Annotated in this window: 14 protein-coding genes and 2 riboswitches; of the genes, 3 read left to right on the forward strand and 11 right to left on the reverse strand. The window is 38.5% G+C overall.

Annotated features, from left to right (window positions below; genetic code table 11):
• Nucleotides 1–47: 47 nt before the first annotated feature.
• From KO561_RS19405 to KO561_RS19450, 10 genes are all read right to left on the reverse strand, one after another.
• Entirely contained in the window at nucleotides 48–767 is a 720-nt protein-coding gene (locus KO561_RS19405) for a phosphonate C-P lyase system protein PhnL (protein ID WP_231097290.1), read from the reverse strand.
• Nucleotides 768–812: 45 nt separating this feature from the next.
• Entirely contained in the window at nucleotides 813–1,991 is a 1,179-nt protein-coding gene (gene phnM, locus KO561_RS19410; protein ID WP_231094952.1) for a phosphonate metabolism protein PhnM, read from the reverse strand.
• A gap of 59 nt (nucleotides 1,992–2,050) precedes the next feature.
• Nucleotides 2,051–2,896 carry an ATP-binding cassette domain-containing protein gene (locus KO561_RS19415; protein ID WP_231094953.1) on the reverse strand — a complete coding sequence of 282 codons (846 nt, stop codon included), beginning with the start codon at nucleotides 2,894–2,896 and terminating at the stop codon, nucleotides 2,051–2,053.
• Nucleotide 2,897: 1 nt separating this feature from the next.
• Entirely contained in the window at nucleotides 2,898–3,752 is an 855-nt protein-coding gene (locus KO561_RS19420) for an alpha-D-ribose 1-methylphosphonate 5-phosphate C-P-lyase PhnJ (RefSeq protein WP_231094954.1), read from the reverse strand.
• Nucleotides 3,749–4,882: a carbon-phosphorus lyase complex subunit PhnI gene (locus tag KO561_RS19425; protein WP_231094955.1), complete on the reverse strand. Its 1,134-nt coding sequence runs from the start codon at nucleotides 4,880–4,882 to the stop codon at nucleotides 3,749–3,751. Before KO561_RS19425 ends, KO561_RS19420 begins: the two co-directional genes overlap by 4 nt.
• The gene (gene phnH / locus KO561_RS19430) at nucleotides 4,870–5,487 is read right to left on the reverse strand and encodes a phosphonate C-P lyase system protein PhnH (RefSeq protein ID WP_231094956.1); all 618 of its coding nucleotides are present in this window, start codon (nucleotides 5,485–5,487) and stop codon (nucleotides 4,870–4,872) included. Before phnH ends, KO561_RS19425 begins: the two co-directional genes overlap by 13 nt.
• 16 nt (nucleotides 5,488–5,503) lie before the next feature.
• Complete coding sequence (gene phnG, locus KO561_RS19435) at nucleotides 5,504–5,926, reverse strand: phosphonate C-P lyase system protein PhnG (protein ID WP_231094957.1); 423 nt, start codon at nucleotides 5,924–5,926, stop codon at nucleotides 5,504–5,506.
• A gap of 213 nt (nucleotides 5,927–6,139) precedes the next feature.
• Nucleotides 6,140–6,841, reverse strand: coding sequence for a GntR family transcriptional regulator (locus tag KO561_RS19440; RefSeq protein WP_231094958.1), 702 nt, complete (start codon nucleotides 6,839–6,841; stop codon nucleotides 6,140–6,142).
• A gap of 180 nt (nucleotides 6,842–7,021) precedes the next feature.
• The gene (locus KO561_RS19445) at nucleotides 7,022–7,885 is read right to left on the reverse strand and encodes a PHP domain-containing protein (protein ID WP_231094959.1); all 864 of its coding nucleotides are present in this window, start codon (nucleotides 7,883–7,885) and stop codon (nucleotides 7,022–7,024) included.
• Between the two features lie 232 nt (nucleotides 7,886–8,117).
• On the reverse strand, nucleotides 8,118–10,361 hold the full coding sequence (locus KO561_RS19450; protein ID WP_231094960.1) for an EAL domain-containing protein: 2,244 nt from the start codon (nucleotides 10,359–10,361) through the stop codon (nucleotides 8,118–8,120).
• A gap of 125 nt (nucleotides 10,362–10,486) precedes the next feature.
• Nucleotides 10,487–10,569: riboswitch (cyclic di-GMP riboswitch) on the reverse strand.
• Nucleotides 10,570–11,626: 1,057 nt separating this feature from the next.
• On the opposite strand from KO561_RS19450, the gene KO561_RS19455 reads away from it, so the two are divergent.
• The 3 genes from KO561_RS19455 to KO561_RS19465 all read left to right on the forward strand — a co-directional run bounded on the left by KO561_RS19455 (nucleotide 11,627) and on the right by KO561_RS19465 (nucleotide 16,658).
• Nucleotides 11,627–12,859 carry a saccharopine dehydrogenase family protein gene (locus KO561_RS19455; RefSeq protein ID WP_231094961.1) on the forward strand — a complete coding sequence of 411 codons (1,233 nt, stop codon included), beginning with the start codon at nucleotides 11,627–11,629 and terminating at the stop codon, nucleotides 12,857–12,859.
• A gap of 1 nt (nucleotide 12,860) precedes the next feature.
• Entirely contained in the window at nucleotides 12,861–13,988 is a 1,128-nt protein-coding gene (nspC, locus tag KO561_RS19460; RefSeq protein WP_231097292.1) for a carboxynorspermidine decarboxylase, read from the forward strand.
• 242 nt (nucleotides 13,989–14,230) lie between these two features.
• A riboswitch (cyclic di-GMP riboswitch) is annotated at nucleotides 14,231–14,315 on the forward strand.
• A 90-nt stretch (nucleotides 14,316–14,405) separates the two neighbouring features.
• Entirely contained in the window at nucleotides 14,406–16,658 is a 2,253-nt protein-coding gene (locus KO561_RS19465) for a putative bifunctional diguanylate cyclase/phosphodiesterase (RefSeq protein WP_231094962.1), read from the forward strand.
• A gap of 69 nt (nucleotides 16,659–16,727) precedes the next feature.
• Here KO561_RS19465 and KO561_RS19470 read toward each other — a convergent pair whose 3' ends face one another.
• Nucleotides 16,728–18,890, reverse strand: a complete 2,163-nt coding sequence (locus KO561_RS19470; RefSeq protein WP_231094963.1) for a methyl-accepting chemotaxis protein — start codon at nucleotides 18,888–18,890, stop codon at nucleotides 16,728–16,730.
• Nucleotides 18,891–19,204: the final 314 nt, after the last annotated feature.

Below are 19,204 nucleotides of genomic sequence, written 5' to 3' on the forward strand. Positions count from 1 at the left end.
TTTATCAACTAATTGTCAATCTACTATTAAGCTTGTTTAAACTATTTTTAAGAGTTGGTAAAACTAGTAGATGGAGAGAAAACGCCACTTTGCATGTTGTACTCGCGATCACATAAATGATTCATAAACTCCAGGTCATGAAAGATTCCAAGCATCGTTGTCCCTTCATTTATAAGCTGTTCAATGAGTAGCTTAACCTTTAGCTTAGAATCATGATCTAGACTTGCCGTCGGTTCATCTAGCAGCAACAGCCTCGGCTTTTTCACCATCGCTCGAGCAATATTAAGCCTGAGCTTTTCCCCCCCGGAAAAAGTGGTTGGATAACTGTCCCATAATTCTTGTTCCAGTTCAAAATGTTCCAGGATCTTCTCCGTTTCTTTTTCCGCCAATTCATGATCACCCCCCTTTTCAAGAATGGCTTGTCTCACAAGCTGTCTGGCGGTTGTTCTTGGCATGACATTTAAAAATTGAGATACATAGCCAATTTCATGCTTCCTTAAGTAAATCAGTTCTTGATCGGTTGCCTCGGCTAAATTAATGAGCCCGAATTTCTTGGAATGGTACCAAATGCTCCCCTGCCGGGTACGATAAGTTCCGTAAATGCATTTTAGAATCGTCGATTTTCCACTTCCACTTTTCCCGGTAATCCCGACAAACTCTCCTTCTTTTAACTGAATGTCCACACAACTAACAGCGTTGATATGTTTACCTAAATTATGAAGGTCAAACGATTTGGATAAGTCTTTAATCTCTAGAAGGGTTTCCACCCACTCACCTGCTTTCTTTTTATTGATAAACACGCCTCATCAGCATTAAATCCGATAATTCGTCTTTTGAATAAGCTTTCCGTCCACGAAAACAGATGTAATCACGGGGAAGTCGTCCGTTATTTTTTCAATAATGAGCAGATCCGCTTTCTTTCCCTCACGAATGGAGCCAATTTCACCATCCATTTTCACCGCTTTCGCTGGGTTCATTGTGACAAGCTTCATCATGTCGACTAGATCCATACCATACTTTTCCACTAACTCAAAAATCGCATGGAGCATGGCTGCGGGATAGTAATCGCTACATAAAATATCAATGGATTGGTTTTGGATCGCTTCAGCTGCCCCCAAGTTCCCACTATGCGAACCGCCAAGAAGAACATTTGGTGCACCGGCAATCGTGTGCATGCCAAGCTCTTGAGCTCTTTGTGCCACGTCCAAGGTAATCGGAAATTCACTGATGGTCGTTCCAAAGCTATGAACGAGGTCGAGCTTTTCAAGAGAATCATCATCATGAGAAGCAACGGCAATATGATGGTCATGAGCAAGTTGAGCAATTTCTTTTATATCTTCGATGGACAGTTTCTCTTTCGTTTGGTGTTTGTGTATGAGGACATCAATGGATGCATCGCTTATATTGTTGTAGCTTTTAACCGTATTTCGGTAGATTTCTAGGTGTCGATATTGTCCTTGCCCAGGAGTATGATCCATAAAAGAAACTAAATGGACCTTGTTCTCGCTAATATAGTTTTTAAGATTCTCCATCTCTTCCACATTATCAATCTCAAATCTTGCATGAAATCGGTGACGAACAAGATGCTTCCTGTTATGAGTTTCGTCAATTAAATCCATAAACTTCCGAACATTTTCCGGCTCACGAATTGGCTTATATTCGTAATCACTCCCTTTAAACAAAGAAAGCGAATGGAACATCGTCGTAATGCCGTGTGAGATTAGCTGCTTCTCTGTTTCCCTTAAACTTAAGTCAAAACTCATGAGTGAGGTTGGTCTTGGTGCAGCCATATGCTCGATGTAGTCGGAATGGATATCGATAAAGCCTGGTGAAATATACCCTCCAGCCGCATCCACAACCTCCATCTGTTCGTCAATTTCAATTTCACCCTTTGGGGCGATTTTGGTGATTCTGTCCTCTTCAATCAAAAGATCATAGCCATGTAAAACCGCTTCTTCGGTGATCAATCTTCCATTTGTTATCACAAACAAGGCACTTCCTCCTATTATGAAAATGGTATTGGACAATGCATAATCAAGGCGTTCTTCTTTTATAGCAACGAATGTACAAGTTGTTGAGTATATCGATGTTGCGGATCCTCAAGGATTTGATCCGTCAAACCTTGCTCAATCACTTTCCCCTCCAACATCACCAATGTTCGATCTGCCAGCATGCGGATAACCCCTAAATCATGTGAAACGAGAACAATACTAATATGTAACTCGCGTTGCAGACTTTTAATTAAGTCAAGGACACTCGCCTGTACAGAAAGATCCAATCCAGTCGTTACTTCATCTAATAGAAGTAGTGGAGGGTTGTTAGAAAGTGCTTTCGCAATTTGAACCCGTTGCTGCATGCCCCCCGAAAAGTTTTTCGGAGCTTCTTTTTGGCGGTGTACAGGAATATTCACTTTATTAAAGAGCTCTGTGCCCCTGCTTTCCATCATGCCAACATGTTGGTTGCCAGCAGCAATGAGCTTCTCGGCAATATTACCAATCGATGAAAAGCTCATTTTTAACCCTAATAAAGGATTTTGATAGACCTTTCCCATTATGTTGTTACGAATATAGCGTCGTTGCTGAGAAGATTCCTGAAAAAGGTTTCTCTCCCCATTATGATAGTCTGCAAGATAAGCCTCTCCATCGGTCACTTCCTGGTCAAAATATAGACATTGCATTAACGTTGATTTTCCACTTCCACTCTCTCCAACGATGCCAAGAACCTCTCCTGGAAAAACATCAAAGGATACATCCCTGCACGCATAGACCGTTCCACATACCTGGCAATAATTCTTAACCAAAGAAGGAGACTCTACGTCTTGACAATGCGTGCAGCCAGATCCGAACTGTTTATTTAAGTGTTTAATAGATAAAACCGGTGCTTCAAATTCTGCCATCCTACTTCACTCCAAATGGTTCGACTTTGTTTAATGTTTCCATACAATGGCTTGTATCATTACATTGATAGAACGGTTCATTCGTTTCTTCATCTATTAGCTCATCTAAAAATACCCCCGTTGAACCACATAAATGGCAATGCTTGTCTTCAAACGACTCAGGCTCAAACGGATAATCTTCAAAATCAAGCGATACGACCTTTGTATAAGGTGGGACCGCGTACACTTTCTTTTCACGACCTGCTCCTAATAGAATGAGCGCTTCACTTTCATCCATTTTCGGATTATCAAAACGCGGAATTGGACTTGGGGCCATCACATAGCGATTGTGAACCATTACAGGGTGATCCGCGTCCGTAGTCATACTTCCGTATTTCATAATCTGTTCAAACAGCATCAACCATGCGCCACTATACTCCTTCTCAGCGTGAAGCTTTTTTGTTTCACTCTCGCTCGGCTCAAAGTATCGGAGTGGTTCAGGAAGTGGCACTTGCAAGACAAGAATCTGGTCCTTCCTAAGTGGGACTTCAGGAATTCTATGTCTGGATTGAATTAGGGTTGCATCCGCGGTTTGTTCGGTTATTTCCACCCCAGTCGTATCCGAAACGAGCTTTTTTATATTAACGGCATTCACCGATTCATCCGATCCTTGGTCAATGACCTTCAGAACATCGTTTTTGCCAATTAGCGACAAGGTTAATTGCAACCCGCCGGTTCCCCATCCTCTTCCAATTGGCATTTCTCTTGATGCAAATGGAACTTGATATCCTGGAATCGCTACTGCCTTTAGAGTTGCTCTTCTAATTTCTCTTTTGGAACCTTCGTCGAAAAAAGCGAAGTTATAAGCTGTATTCATCTGCTTGTCACCTCTTGTCTTTCCTCATTTTTTGTTCCTTCTTTTTTCGTTTTACGCAAGCTATCAAGCTTGGATTGGAATGTTACGTAATGAGGCATTTTTAAGTGCGAGATAAAGCCAGTTGATTCCACAGAATCAATATGATAAAGGACAAATTCTTCATTGTAGCTTGGAAAGTCAGGATTTGGATGTTCGAGACAGTTATCTAAAATCCCCATAGCAATTGCCTTTGTTTCATTTTGACCAAACACAAGGCCGTAACCTATTTCAAATTCCATTTCCTTTTTCCCGTATTCTTTCTCAACGGTAACCGGCATGAGCATTTCAACTTCTGTGGCTTTTACCTCGCCAATGTAAAAGGCGTCGTCATCTTCCCCAGCATCTGTTGGATGATCAATGGTAACTGGCAAGGTACCAACGCGAAGCTCACCAACTGTTGGATGCAATGATCCATATCCGCGGATGACCGCATAAGCAAGGGAAGTGACAGCACCTGTTTCCCCTCTCGTTAAAATTTGAAGTCTTTGGCTTCTACTTGATGGAAACTCCAAGCTTTCTCTCGTCACATCATCTGGTTCTAAATTGTTCTCTTCACAAGGAGGAATTAAGCCTTCTGTTCGTAAATAATCAAGCACCTTCGGTAATGTTTGATGATGGCGATTCTCTTCATCTGGAACGCTTTCTTTTTGATATCGTTGAAGCCAATTCTGGATGACTTCATCCGTTTCCTCCATTAATTCGAAATCAAGCAACCGATGGGTATAATCAGTTGTTGCACCGAGAATCTGACCACCAGGTATATCTTTAAAACTTGCTGAGATTCTACGCTCCACCTGCATTTGATTCGATTCCATCACTTGAGAATAGTGCTTCCGCGGAACAGTAGATCGGTAAGCTCTTAATAGAAAGACAGCTTCTTCTGGGTTTCCTTCCGCTTGCTTAATTGCTAACGAAGCCAACGTCTCATTGTATAGACTGCTCTCCGACATCACCTGATCAATCAATCCGCGCATGCCAGCTTTTATTTGCTTAACCTCTATGGATTGTCCGTGATGAACTCTTTCGTATTTCAAACGCTTGATCGACTCTTCAATCGCACGCGTTCCACCTTTAACGGCTACATATCCCATTCAGACATCACCCCATCTCTAGTAATTTGTGTCGTTCTAGGTAATGATAAGAGCTGATGATGTTGATCGATAAACATCAAATCAATCCCTAACGGATATTCCTTGTTCTTTTCCTGACGGCTTTTCAGCCAGTTTTCTTTTACGTCCAGGTAAGCGGACTCTGTTGTTTGAATACCTGGACCTTTTAACAGAAGGTATTCTCCGCTTGTCACGGCTTCCGCTTCAACAATGATAGTGGCGGATGTATGCGGATTTTTTAACGTCCCAGGTTTTGCATGTGCGATTGCTTCTTCAAGAGATCCCATCTCTGCATCTTGAAGGATTAATAGATAATCAGCTTGCTCTGTTTTGGTTGGCTTGGCATAGGTTAATTGATTAATGGTTTTCGAAACAGTGTCTGCTTGAGCGGAAAAAACCTTAAAAGAAACTTCCTGATCGAATAAGGTTAAGGCCGCTAATAAAAGAGAAGCCGTGCAACCATTTTTATCCTCATCTTCAACGAAAGCCACTTCTTCCCTCAAATCAGAAATAAGCCCCGGTCTTGATGTGGAGTCCACCATTTTTCGATAAACAGATTGAAGGTCGTGAACAATATCTAGTTTCAAAATCCTTTCCTCCTCATTAAACATCCATCGTTTCAAAATTTACTTTCGTTTTTAAAATAGATTGATTAGCAGCAGCCCTCTGTTCCTCAATGACTTTCTCCTCATTTTCAAGCACTTCCATCCATCCATTCGTTTCAGGTAAATCCGCTTCGAAGGCTGCGTCAATCACAGCAAGGTTATATGCTAAATCCTGCTGATCTCCTGTCACAATGCCAATTCCAATCGTTCCTTCGATTTGAACCTTACATTCCGTCACCAAGACTTCACCTGGATAAAACAAACTTTTTTGAGAAGTCTCACGTACTTTCAACATCACTAATCCACTTTCTGGCTCTTGAATGACCTTCACCTGATATGTTTCGTTGATGATATGGGCCAACTCTTCAGATAATTTTTGAGAGCCATTAATTAAAATCTCTGTTCTTCTTCTTCTTTTCATCTAAAGGCCTCCATAAGTCTTTGTCCTACATGTTTTACTCTACCTTGTTGCCAAGTCAGTGAACGTAAAAGAACGGTTAAGTTTGTATAGGTTTTGTAAAGGAAGTATGACTGGCAAATAAAAAAATCGACCCTTTCTTAATAGCCGATTTTTTAACATTCTATTCAATTAAAATTGGGATTGTATTACATAGAGTTTTACCTCACAACATCTTTAGATTACATACGTAAAAAAATCGCTTCGATACATAATCTTTGAATAATCTAGCACCGCCCCTGTTTTCTTATCCACACATCCGGATTCTAGCAGTAAAAGGGGAACAAGGCTGGGGCATTTAAAAATTTCTCGTTCTGTTTTAGTTGGAAAAACGACGTTAAGATGGCTCTGCATTGGTTCAAAATCTGTGTAGCCTTGCTCTCGGTAATATTGAAAAATCGAGTGGATTTCCGTCCCATCTCCCTCAATATTTTTAAAAAGGGATTGAGATAAAAATGATGTATGTACGGCAATCGGGCAGCCCTCAACGATTCGCAATCGACTAACCTTATAAACGGTGTCTTCCTTTTTTACTCTTAAGGTATGATAGATGGAAGAATCAAAGGGGATTTTTTGGCAGGATAGATTTATGGTCTGATAGTCATACTTTAATTCTTTCATTTTTTCACTAAAGCTGATATCACCTGTTAAAATAAGCGGTATTTGCAGTTTTTGATTTTGAACAAAGCTTCCTTTTCCTTGCATCGCAAAAATATAACCGAGTTCCTGCAATTGTTCATATGCCTTTCTAATCACCATTCTTGGTACTTTATACAAGTCGGCTAATTCATTTTCCGATGGCAATTTGTCATTCGGTTTATACTTGCCTTCCCTTATCTCCATAATCAACCGATCTACTAACATTGTTTTCTCAGACATCTAGACTTCGCCCCTTTCAAAACCGAACCTATATTGAGTGTATCTTCCGAATATAAAGTTAAGGTTACGATTATGTAAAAGTTTTATAGAGCTGTAGTTATGGTATCTGACTTAATAGCTCCCTTTCTTTTTTCGACTGATTGATAAGGGATATAGGAATGGTTTACCTCCATCATTACATTATTGCCCTTTTGCCGTCCGTTCTTTTCTCGCTTGTAACGCTTCAAAAGTCTTCCTTCCTGGACTTCTACTCCCAATCAGCACAGGTTGTTCTCCATAATTCCCATGAAAATCAGACCCACCTGTCATGATAAGGTCATATTTTTCTGCGAGCTGTTGTGCTTGTTTTTCATGTTCCCTATGATGCAACGGATGCCAAACCTCAATTCCTTGGAGTCCCACATCTACTAAGTCAGGAACCATTTCAAAGTTGCCATACTGACCCGGATGAGCAAGCACTGGCACTCCCCCCGCAAGACGAATCGCCTCTACGGCTGTTTTGGCATCCATATACTCCATCGGAATAAAGGCAATCCCTGGATTTTCTCCATTTTTTCCGCGATGAAACAATTTTTTATAAAGTGGACCATAAATGGAATCCGTATAACCTGCCTCCATCAACGCATGCATGATATGTTGCTTGTAAACTCCCGTTCCACCATGTGCAAATTCCTTACACCGCTCCCATGTAATCTCATACCCTGCATCGACTAATCTCTCGACCATTTTCTCCGAGGCACTATGCCTTTTGTTCATAATCGGTTGACAAACGGTTTCAATTGCTTCGTGACCAGGCTCCATATAATACCCTAGAATGTGTACACGCCGACCTCTTTCAAAGTCAAACCCTGACATCTCGATGCCTGGAATGACTTCAATTCCATATCTTTTTCCCTTTTCAATCGCTTCTTCAAGACCTTTCATTGTGTCATGATTCGTGATTGCCAAATGAGTAACCTCATGTGCAAGAGCTAACTCCAAGACCTCATCAATGGACAGTGGACAATCGGAAATATTCGTATGACAATGTAACTCAATCTTCATGCCGGTCCCTCCTTTACCTTTGTTTTAAGCATAACTTGGTACCAAGTTATCCGTGTTAATCGTATGTAAATAGTTTGTAAAAAGAATGGAGAGATTCTTATAGTGGATAATCGAGGAAATACATGCATGGCCTTTTTCCTTTCAGAGTAAAAGAAAAGGAACCGCGCCCATAACAGGAACGGTTCCTTTCGTCTTAAACTTTGTTATAGTTAGAATAACCAAATGCCCACCACTATGAAATCTTCTGCAAAAGCATTCTTTCAAACTCCTCTGGCTTAACCGCTTTTGAAAAAAGGTAGCCTTGTCCAATACTACACCCATTCTCGGCTAACACTTTCAATTGGTGTTCATGTTCTATTCCTTCTGCTACAATATCAAGATTTAGATTTAATCCTAAATCTATGATCGCTTTTATCATACACTGTTGATTCGTGTTTCCAATATCATCAATGAACGACTTGTCAATCTTTATTATATCAATCGGTAGTTTTTGAAGAATGTTTAAGGATGAGTACCCTGTTCCGAAATCATCTATGGACGTTTTTACACCCATCTGCTTCAGGCTGGTCAAAATGGCCGTGCTTTCTCTAATATTTTGCATAATGCTTTCTGTAATTTCTAACTCTAAACACTGAGGATTTAAGTCTGTATCTTGTAAAACCTTCTTAACAGTGTTTAAAAATCCACTATGTTGTAATTGCCTAACCGATACATTTACAGATATACCTAACGGAGAGAATCCTTTTTCTTCCCAAATTTTATTTTGCCTACATGCTGTCCTTAGAACCCACTCCCCAATCGGAATTATTTGACCTGTTTCTTCCGCGATTGGAATAAATTCTGCCGGCGAAACCTGACCTAACTCTGGATGTTCCCAACGCAACAAAGCTTCCGTTCCAATAATTTGACTCGTATATAAATCCACCTTAGGCTGATAAGATAAAGATAATTGATTTCTTTCTATAGCCTTTAATAGCTCATTTTCTATGACCATTTTTCGAGCTACGGATTCATTTAATTCATTCGTATAAAATCTGAAACCATTCTTTCCATTTTCCTTCGCAAGATACATGGCCGCGTCCGCATGCTTTAGCAAATCTTCACTGTTAGTCCCGTGCTCAGGAAAAATACTAATTCCAATACTCGGAGTTACGGTAATTCCATAGTCATTCACTAAAAATGGCTGTTGAAAATCTGTTAGTAACGTTTCTGCCACTTTCGAACATTGCACTTCCGTTGTTTCAGGTAGGATAATGATAAATTCATCCCCGCCCAATCTAAATATAGGAGTGTCCATTGCTAAAGTCTGTTTCAATCGTGCAGCCGTTTCTACTAGTATCTTATCCCCTATATAATGGCCAAGCGTGTCATTAACCACTTTAAACCGATCCAAATCCATGAGTAAAATAGCTACCTTACTATGGTTTCTTTCCATGATTTGATCTAAATTTTCTTTGAAACTTACTCGATTAGGAAGACCAGTCAGTGAGTCATGATAAGCCAAATGTCTATATTCACGAATCAACTTCTTGTACTTACTCAGAATGTTGAGTTGACGTCCAATAACCACAAGGTAAATTACAAATAGACCTAAACTAAGAGCATTGAAATTCCATTGATAACTAACCTGGACCAAAACCATAAGAATCACTATACTTACATAAGGAAAGATCGTCTCTTTTCTTTCAAAAACATCTTTCATCATCCATTTTGCTTCTGTATTACTCTCCTTCGTATAATAACCAGCAAACCCAATCAGCAACAAGGACACAAGCCAAAATAGATCAATTATATTTCCTGCCTGGTAGCTTCCGGTAGTGGATAAATAGCCGAACACCCAATCCGCTATTACTTGCAGAGAAAAGCCCACAATAATGTACAGCATGACTCCCTTTTCTCTTCTATGTAACGTCAGATAATATAGGATTGTCGTGACAAACAAAATGCTTAAGCTTACCACAGAATAAGCTATCGTAGTGACGGTAAATAGTAGAGAATTCCCCAATTGTTCTATGGTTGGTTGAATTAAATAGTGAATACTAATCGCCGCTACTGTAAACATAAATATAATAATATTAAAGATATAAGAGCTTCTTGAAACGGCCCTGCTTAATTCTTTTGTTTTATAAATTAATGCAGCTAAAAAGAAAGTATAGGCTAATAACCAAAGCAAGTAGGAAAGGTCCGTAAAGTAGCTGACCCTATGGCTAATTTGAAAGTAAAGCCATATTAGATTAGAGAAAAGGTAAAATAATACACCCATACTCAGTAGTAACCAAAAGTTCCTTTGTTTATTGGTTACATTTCTCCATGCTTTATATAACCAAGAGAAACTAAGCACTCCAGCAATGACTTGCAGTACACAAACACCTAATGATAAAACCCATTCATTTCCTCTAAATAGGTAACTCCACCCCAAAAATAATACAGTGCTCACAATAAGGATGCTTATAGGTAACCGTCCAATCTTCATCATAGTAGTCCCTCACAATATAATAGTTTCATGGCTCGATCCTTGTTAGGAGAAAATGAAATCTATGGAACGAAAGTTTAAAAAAAGGCTATTTCCATTTGGAAATAACCTTTGAGATTAGTTATTCCTTTGGTAACTCAGCCACCTTAGGTTCCCCAGTAGGTCTGTAGCTTTGCGTCCTCACTTTTCAATGAGTTTGCCGTTTCAGTGAAATTATTGTTTTATATTAAAGCTATTAATGTAATCATACCATTATTTTACCAACATTTATAGTACTTTTTTCCTAAAAATAACTCCCTTTGTTACTCTCAGAAAAAAAATTGGTATTTGCTTATACTGCAGTTCCATTTATAGTGATAACAGAAAAATCGGAAGAGATTTCCCAGTCTTTTTAGTCTTTCTTATTATTGATTCTTTTTTCTAGTATTCTTTCACTTAATGTTTTTTTATCTTTCACAAATGTTTTATGCAAACTGTGCAATAAATATAAACCTCTAATCATTATGGCTAATATTAGGCTGAAAGCAATGAACGGCAGAAACAAACTAGTTATTTCAAAAGAACTTAAGATAAACCCTACAACAAGTATGAACAAAAACAATAGCATTGTGTACATTACATATCTCCTTTGCGAACGTAAATTTGTCATAAATATAATTATAACAAGTTAAAGTATAAAGTTTCTTTACAATATGTGATGAATCCATCCATTGGTAACTCATTTCATATTTCCGCGTAGGTCGTAGGCATACAGAACCATTTTAAAATTACCTAACTTCCTAATTGCTATTTCTCTAACATACTGATAATATAAAAAACATGATTTGGGAAGCTACTATTCAAATATATTAAGAGTCTTTCCAAGCAGATAATTTTGACCACCTTCCTTAAGGAAGGTTAAGGCAACGGTGTGCCGGGTCAAATGCCGATTGGCAACTTTAGTTGCCTTATTGATTGAGTTAGAAGCTCAAATTTTATAAGTTGGTAACTTTACAACCAGTGCATATGCACACAACTTGTGAAACGGTCAATAAGAGTGGTAAAAGTAATTATTTGCTATATAGACTCTGAACCTAAGATATATTTGAATATTAGGAAGCTTTTCTACATAAGGTAGATGGAAAATCCATGGCTTTTTCTTGGAATCCACATGCTTTTTTAATATTGAATATATCCCAAGCAAGTGCCTGCGTGTTTATGCGTTGCACTTGCTTTTTTGTTGTTCCGAGCACCTTTTCACACAAAAAATAAAGATAGGGGATTTGAAAATGGGAAAAGCACTTATTATCGGTTGTGGTGGAGTAGCATCTGTAGCCATCCACAAATGTGTGCAAAACAGTGATGTATTTGAAGAGATTTGTATAGCAAGTCGCACGAAATCAAAATGTGATGACTTAAAAGCCAAACTAGATGGCGGTAAAACGAAAATTACGACAGCGCAAGTAGATGCGAACAATGTGGATGAGCTGATTGCTCTCATCGAAGAAGTAAAACCTGATATCGTAATGAACTTAGCTTTACCGTATCAAGACTTAACGATCATGGATGCTTGCCTTGCAACTAAAACCAACTATATGGATACAGCAAACTATGAGCCAGAAGATACGGCAAAATTTGAATATAAATGGCAATGGGACTACCGTGAGCGCTTTGAAAAGGCGGGTATCACTGCCCTTTTAGGTAGTGGATTTGACCCAGGTGTAACAGGGGTATTCTCTGCTTATGCTTTAAAACATCATTTTGATGAAATTGAGTATATCGATATTCTGGACTGTAATGCAGGAGATCATGGCTACCCGTTTGCAACGAACTTCAATCCAGAAATCAACATCCGTGAAGTATCCGCTAACGGTAGATACTGGGAGAACGGCGAATGGATTGAGACACAACCCATGGAAATCAAACGTGTCTATGACTTTCCTGAAGTCGGCAAAAAAGATATGTACTTGCTTTATCATGAAGAGCTTGAATCTCTTGCGGTAAACATCCCAGGGATTAAGCGTATTCGTTTCTTTATGACTTTTGGGGAAAGCTACTTAACACACCTTAAATGCTTAGAAAACGTAGGAATGACTTCCATTGAACCAATCGAGTTTGAAGGACAGAAAATCATTCCGCTTCAATTCTTGAAAGCAGTATTGCCAGATCCAGCATCCCTAGGACCACGTACAAAAGGGAAAACAAACATCGGATGTATTTTCAAAGGGAAAAAAGACGGAAAAGACAAAACGTACTATGTGTACAATGTTTGTGACCATGAAGAGTGTTTTAAAGAAGTCGGCTCCCAAGCGGTTTCTTATACAACAGGTGTTCCTGCCATGATCGGTGCGATGATGTTGATGACAGGAAAATGGAATAAAGCCGGCGTGTACAATATAGAGGAGTTCGATCCAGATCCATTCATGGAAGCCCTAAACGAGTGGGGACTTCCTTGGAAAGAGGATCATAGTCCAGAACTAGTAGATGCAGAGCCGATTAAGAAAACGGAGCTTGTTCGATAAAATGCGGTTTGAAGATTTACCAACCCCATGTTTTGTAGTCGATGAAGCTCTTATAGAAAAAAACCTTAAAATCCTAAATGGCGTCATGCAGCGGACTGGAGCAAAAATTGTTCTAGCCCAAAAGGCTTTTTCCATGACAAGCATGTATCCCTTAATCGGAAAATATTTATCTGGAACAACCGCAAGTGGACTATTCGAAGCACGACTAGGTTATGAAGAAATGGGCAAAGAAAATCATGTCTTTGCCCCTGCTTATCGCGAAGATGAAATCGACGAAATTATCTCTATTTGCGATCACATCATCTTTAATTCCTTCTCCCAGTTGGAAAAGTTCAAAGATAAAGCTCTTCAAGCTGGTAGAAAAGTTGGCTTGCGTATCAACCCTGAGTGCTCTACTCAAGAGGGACATGAAATCTATGATCCTTGTTCTCCAGGTTCTAGATTCGGAGTAAAGCAGGAGGATTTCCGACCTGAGTTATTGGAAGGTGTTTCTGGGCTACACTTCCACACACTTTGCCAGCAAAACTCGGATGATTTGGAGACCACGCTCAACGCGGTAGAAGAAAAGTTTGGCCAATGGTTTTCTCAAATGGAATGGATCAACTTTGGGGGTGGCCATCATATTACTAGGGAAGATTATGATATTCCTAGACTAGAAGCTTGCATTAAGAGAATGCAGGATAAGTATGACTTAGAAGTGTATTTAGAACCGGGGGAAGCTGTAGCACTTGATGCAGGGTATCTCGTAACTTCTGTACTAGATCTTCATCAAAACGGAATAGAAATTGCCATTTTAGACACCTCAGCAACATGTCATATGCCCGACGTGTTAGAAATGCCTTATCGTCCTCCTCTTTATGAGTCAGGAGAAGCAGGTGAAAAACCCTATACGTATCGACTAGGTGGACAAACCTGCCTGACTGGTGATGTCATTGGGGATTATTCGTTTGACCAGCCACTAAAGAGCGGAGACCGTTTAGTTTTTGGTGATATGGCGATTTATTCGATGGTGAAAACGAACACGTTTAATGGAATGCCTCTTCCGGCAATTGCGGTGCAGGATAAGAACGGAGACTGCAAGCTCGTGCGTGAATTTGGCTATAACGATTTTAAAGTTAGATTAGGTTAAGGATGGGAACCAAATTCTGTTTAGGAATTTGGTTCTTTTTATTTATTCCCATTCTTAGGCATATTCCGCCAATCTGCCTTATCATCCACTCTTGTGCCTCGACCTACTACTGTTTGCTTTAATCAAAGTTTATCTCTTAGTACAGTCATTGTAAAAAATTACTAGAAAGATTATCTAAAATATCCTACCTTTTTGTAGTACACTAAATGTAAATATATACAGAATTTAGGAACCACATATTTTCCTTGAAATGGCAAACTCATTGAAAGATGAGGACGCAAAGCTTCAGACCTAAAGGACTTCTCCTATGGTGGCTGGGCAGCCAAAAGGAATAACTCTTGAAATGAAAAGGTTATTTCCTAACGGAAATTGCCTTTTTTTAATATTAAAAGCTCATGAATACAAAGGGGAATTGTCATGAATAGATTTAAAAAACCAACAGGTCCTTACCTTTTTGTTATTACATTTTTTATTTCATCTTTCATTCTAATGGGCTTAAATCAACTATCAGGGAAAGCTACTTTATCTTTACTTCTCTCTATCCTTGGTGGTAGCGTCAGTATGATTTGGTTGTTTCAAGCCTACCAACTAATTTCTAACAAAAGCAGAAGGGTATTTTGGTTACTATTATCAATTGGCACTCTTTTTTACATAGCATCGAATCTGAGCTCCCTACTTTTAATTGTCCATGCCCAAACAACACGATTACTAGATCTTTCATATTATTTACGCATAACAGCCTACCTTATATTTCTTAGTAGTTTAATGTTTAAAGCAAAAACAATCAGTATCCGTTTAGCTTACACTAATCTTTTCAATATTTTTGTTTTTATGGCGTTCTCTACTGCAATGAGCTTTCATTATCTCATAAAACCAATGATGGAAATGACTGGTTTATCCTACCTTGAAACCGGTTTAATGATGATTTATCCGATTATTAGTTGGAGTATTTTATTTGTCATTCTCTATCTTCAAAAGCTTGTCGATTATAGCGAGGAGAAGAGGTATTTGCAATTAGTTATGATTGGATTGTTTCTCCAAGTAGTTGTTGATTTTTACGTTGGCAGTCAACTTTCAAAAGGCATTTATCAACCAACAAATCCCACAATTGTGCTTACCTCTTCCATTGGGATATTGCTTACCGGGCTTGCAGGAAGAATTACAAAAGCGAATATAACAGAAATTAAATCTGAAATGAGTCATTTTTATCGGAACTTAGAACGGCTATTTCCTTACACGATCGCCGTTTGCCTCGTTCTACTAATGTTTCATAGTTACCATTGGCATATGAGCGCGTTAAGCTATGGGATGATCATTGTATTTATGATGATTCTTGGTCGACAAATCTATATCGTAAAAAAGAATGAAGAGTTCTTGAAAGAGTACCGCTTCCTAGCCTATCATGATCCACTAACAGGATTATATAATCGGACAAGCTATAAAAATGATGTTCAAGAAATATTAGAATTAAAAGATGAACTGCTATCCGTAGGTGTTTTGTTAATGGACATTGATCGGTTTAAAAATGTCAACGATACCCTAGGTCATTATGTAGGAGACTGTATATTAAATCAATCTGCCAAGCGCCTTAGACAAGCACTAGGGGATAATAGAGTATATCGATTCGGTGGAGATGAATTTATCGTCATCATCACTCAAGGCACAAAAAAGAATTGTGTAGAAGCAGCAGAAAACATTTTAAAAGCCTTTGAACCATCCTTCTTTGTCAATAATATCGAAATTTCAGTAACCCCTAGTATAGGTATTTGCTTGTATCCTCAAGATGGCACAACTGGCGAAAGCTTATTAAAAAATGCCGATGCCGCGATGTACTTAGCGAAAGCGAGCGGAAAAAATAATTATAAGTTCTTTAACAATGACCTAAACAAAATGATAACTAGAAAAGTAGAGTTAGAGAATGACTTAAGAAAAGCAATAGAACAAAACCAATTGTCTCTCGTTTACCAGCCAAAAGTTACTCTATCCAATGGAAAAATCAGTGGGATGGAAGCTTTGTGTCGATGGAATCATCCAATCCATGGCGCTATATCACCTGCTGAATTTATCCCAATCGCAGAAGAAACGGGACAAATTATAGGGATTGGAAATTGGGTGCTCAAAACGGCTTGTACACAAACAAAGAATTGGCATGACATAGGCTATAGGGACTTATCTGTATCCGTTAACGTCTCCGTTCGACAGTTAGAACAGCCAAATTTCATTTCAACTATTAAAGGTATTCTAGACGAAACAGGAATAAACCCTGCATGTTTAGAGCTCGAAATAACGGAAAGCATTATGAAGAACATTAAATATACAAAAACGATTCTCCAACAGTTAAGAGAACTCGGAGTAACTACCTCCATTGATGATTTTGGTACCGGCTACTCATCCTTGCATATTTTAAAAGAACTGCCCATTGATACCATAAAAATTGATAAGTCATTTGTACAGGGGATAATGGATCCAAGAAGTGTATCGATGATAAAATCGATTATCGATATGGGGTTAAACTTAAACTTACAAGTGGTTGCAGAAGGCATCGAAGAAGAATATCAAGTCATAATGTTAAATCATTATAAGTGTACGTATGCTCAAGGTTATTATTTCTCTAAACCATTGGTCACCAAACAATTTGAAGAATACTTCGCAAGTGTACAAGTCCATTAAACACAAGCAGGACACGAGTCCTGTTTGCCTCCTTTAATCAAAAGGCCCTCCAAACTGGAGAGCCTTTTTTCATATCTTGAATCGATCCAAGCTTGCTTGCAAATCCTCAGCCAATTCTTTTAGCTCTTGGGACGTTGTCACTAAGGAATCACTTACCTTCATTTGCTCCTCTGTTGATGCAGATACCTCTTCACTAATAGCAGTCGATTCCTCTGCTGTAGCACTAACTTGCTGAATCGTCGAGGTCAAAATTTCTTGTGAATCCCTTAACTGATTAATAGAACTAGTGACAAGTTCTATCTTGCTTGTAAATGCATTCATTCTAGTTCCTACATTTTTCAAAAGATCATCCGTTTCTTGGGCAGTAATAACTTGCTCCTTGAATATTGGATTAGCTTCATCTAAAACACTTAACGTTTCATTTACTTCATTAATAATAGCAGATGTAATATTTCCAACAAGATCGATAGATTCCTTTGACTGTGCCGATAACTTCCTAATCTCATCCGCTACAACGGCAAACCCTTTTCCAGCTTCTCCTGCACGGGCTGCTTCAATAGCTGCGTTAAGGGATAAAAGGTTCGTTTGTTGGGCGATATTCGTCAAAATGGTCATGACATCACTAATTTGTTTTGTACTGTCTTTCAGTGTATCTGTTTTTTGGATGAGAGCTTGGGTTAGTTGCTCGCCATGCTTCGTTTTGTTTACAAGCTCATCCATTTTTTCTATCCCTGCAGAACTTCCACTTATTACTTCTTTCGCGTAGTCTTCCATTTCATGGTTATTCTCATATACATTTTCTACCTCTGAGCTAATCTTACTTACTAGACTATTACCACTCTCTGCTTCTTGTGTTAATGTTGTTGCTCCTGTTGCGATTTCTTCTGATGCTACTGCAACCTCCCTCGCTGAGTCGGATTGTAGCCTTGAAATATCCTGTAGTTCTGTAGCCGCCTGTAGCACCTTAGCAGATGAGGTTCTTGTCTTATCCATCATTTCTGAAATGTTACCCATCATATCATTAAAGCTATTAGCTAGTTCACCAATCTCATCCTCACGATTCGTTAGATCAGAGCGAACTTTTAAATCCCCATCTTTGGCAACAGACATCAGTTCCGAGATTTTTGTCATTGGTACTCCGATCATGTTTACGATGACCTTCCCAATGAATAAAGAAATGACAAACGAAATGACGATAACGATTATCGTAATGTAAAATATTTTATTCGTATCCTTTGTTAATTCCTTCGAAGATACAGCTCCGACAAGGTACCAATCAGTTACTTCGGAGGCATATTGAAAGATTAATTGATCATCCTGCGTTACAACATGCTTTTCTGATTTCAAATCAATTGGATAGCTATTCTTTTTATTGATTTCTTTTTCATCAAAAGAGAAGACAACTTTATTATTTTTGTCGACAACCTTAACAAGCCCATTTTCTCCAAACTTAACATCCTTAAGTGTTTCTTCAAATAGTTGGTTACTCAAATCAAAAGCTACAATATAATTGGCTCCATCAACCGTAAGCGCTTGCGCAAAGCTTACAGTAGAATCACTGCTTTTCCCAGATACTCCAGCTTCCATTCCACCTAACCAAAACATCTTTTCATCCGAATTAATGGCATTTTTATACCATTCTGAATCCAAGATAGAGTCATCCTGCAATGCGTCATCCGAAGAAAAAATGAGGGATCGATCGACATTAATTAAATGCATACCTAATTGTTCATCGACAATCGCTAAATTTACTAATTTATCTTCAATTGTATTTTGAGTCATTATGTAGTCCAATTCCTGGGAGTTAGCTTCATAACTATTTAAATTCTTTAAGAGATCCTGGAACTCTTTATCTATCAATAACTCCTGGACCATGCCCGTATATCGGCTGTAAACAAAGTCTAATTTGTCCCCAGCCTGGGTGATTGTTTGTTCAGAAGCATCTTCTACCTTTGTTGTGATGATATTATTCGATATAAAGTAGGATGCAAACCCTACTCCTGAAACGCTTATTAAAATAAATAGGATAAATGTATATAAGGTCTTTGTGGTGATAGACTTTTTCGCACGTCGTGTTTCTACATTTTTCTTATTAAATACATTTAAGGATGGCCAACTCTTAAACTTGGTTATACTTGGTTTCTTAAACCTTGGTTCTTTTGTAAGTCGCTTAGTCTTTAACTTCTGTAACGGTTTTGCTACTATTTGTTTTATGTCTTTGAACTTTAGCAATTGTATCCCCCCTGGTAATCATGATGTATGTGTAGGAAAGCTTTAGACCGAAATGACACACACCCTTTACTATTTATTTAAATTCCTATATTAGCCTTTAGGTAGAAATCTACTAAAAGGTCAACGATCCCACTAACTTTACATCCAATATTTAGAATTTTCCGCTTACTTAATGAATACGCTTACTTATAGATGAGACTATTATACCATTAATCTAGCAAAAAACGACAAATAATAGCAAAAATATCAACTGTAATTCACATCGGAAATAGCCATTGATAAGATTGCTTAGTTTTTATCGTTTAATGAAACTA

It is taken from the genome of Radiobacillus kanasensis, from assembly GCF_021049245.1.
GTDB lineage: Bacteria > Bacillota > Bacilli > Bacillales > Amphibacillaceae > Radiobacillus > Radiobacillus kanasensis.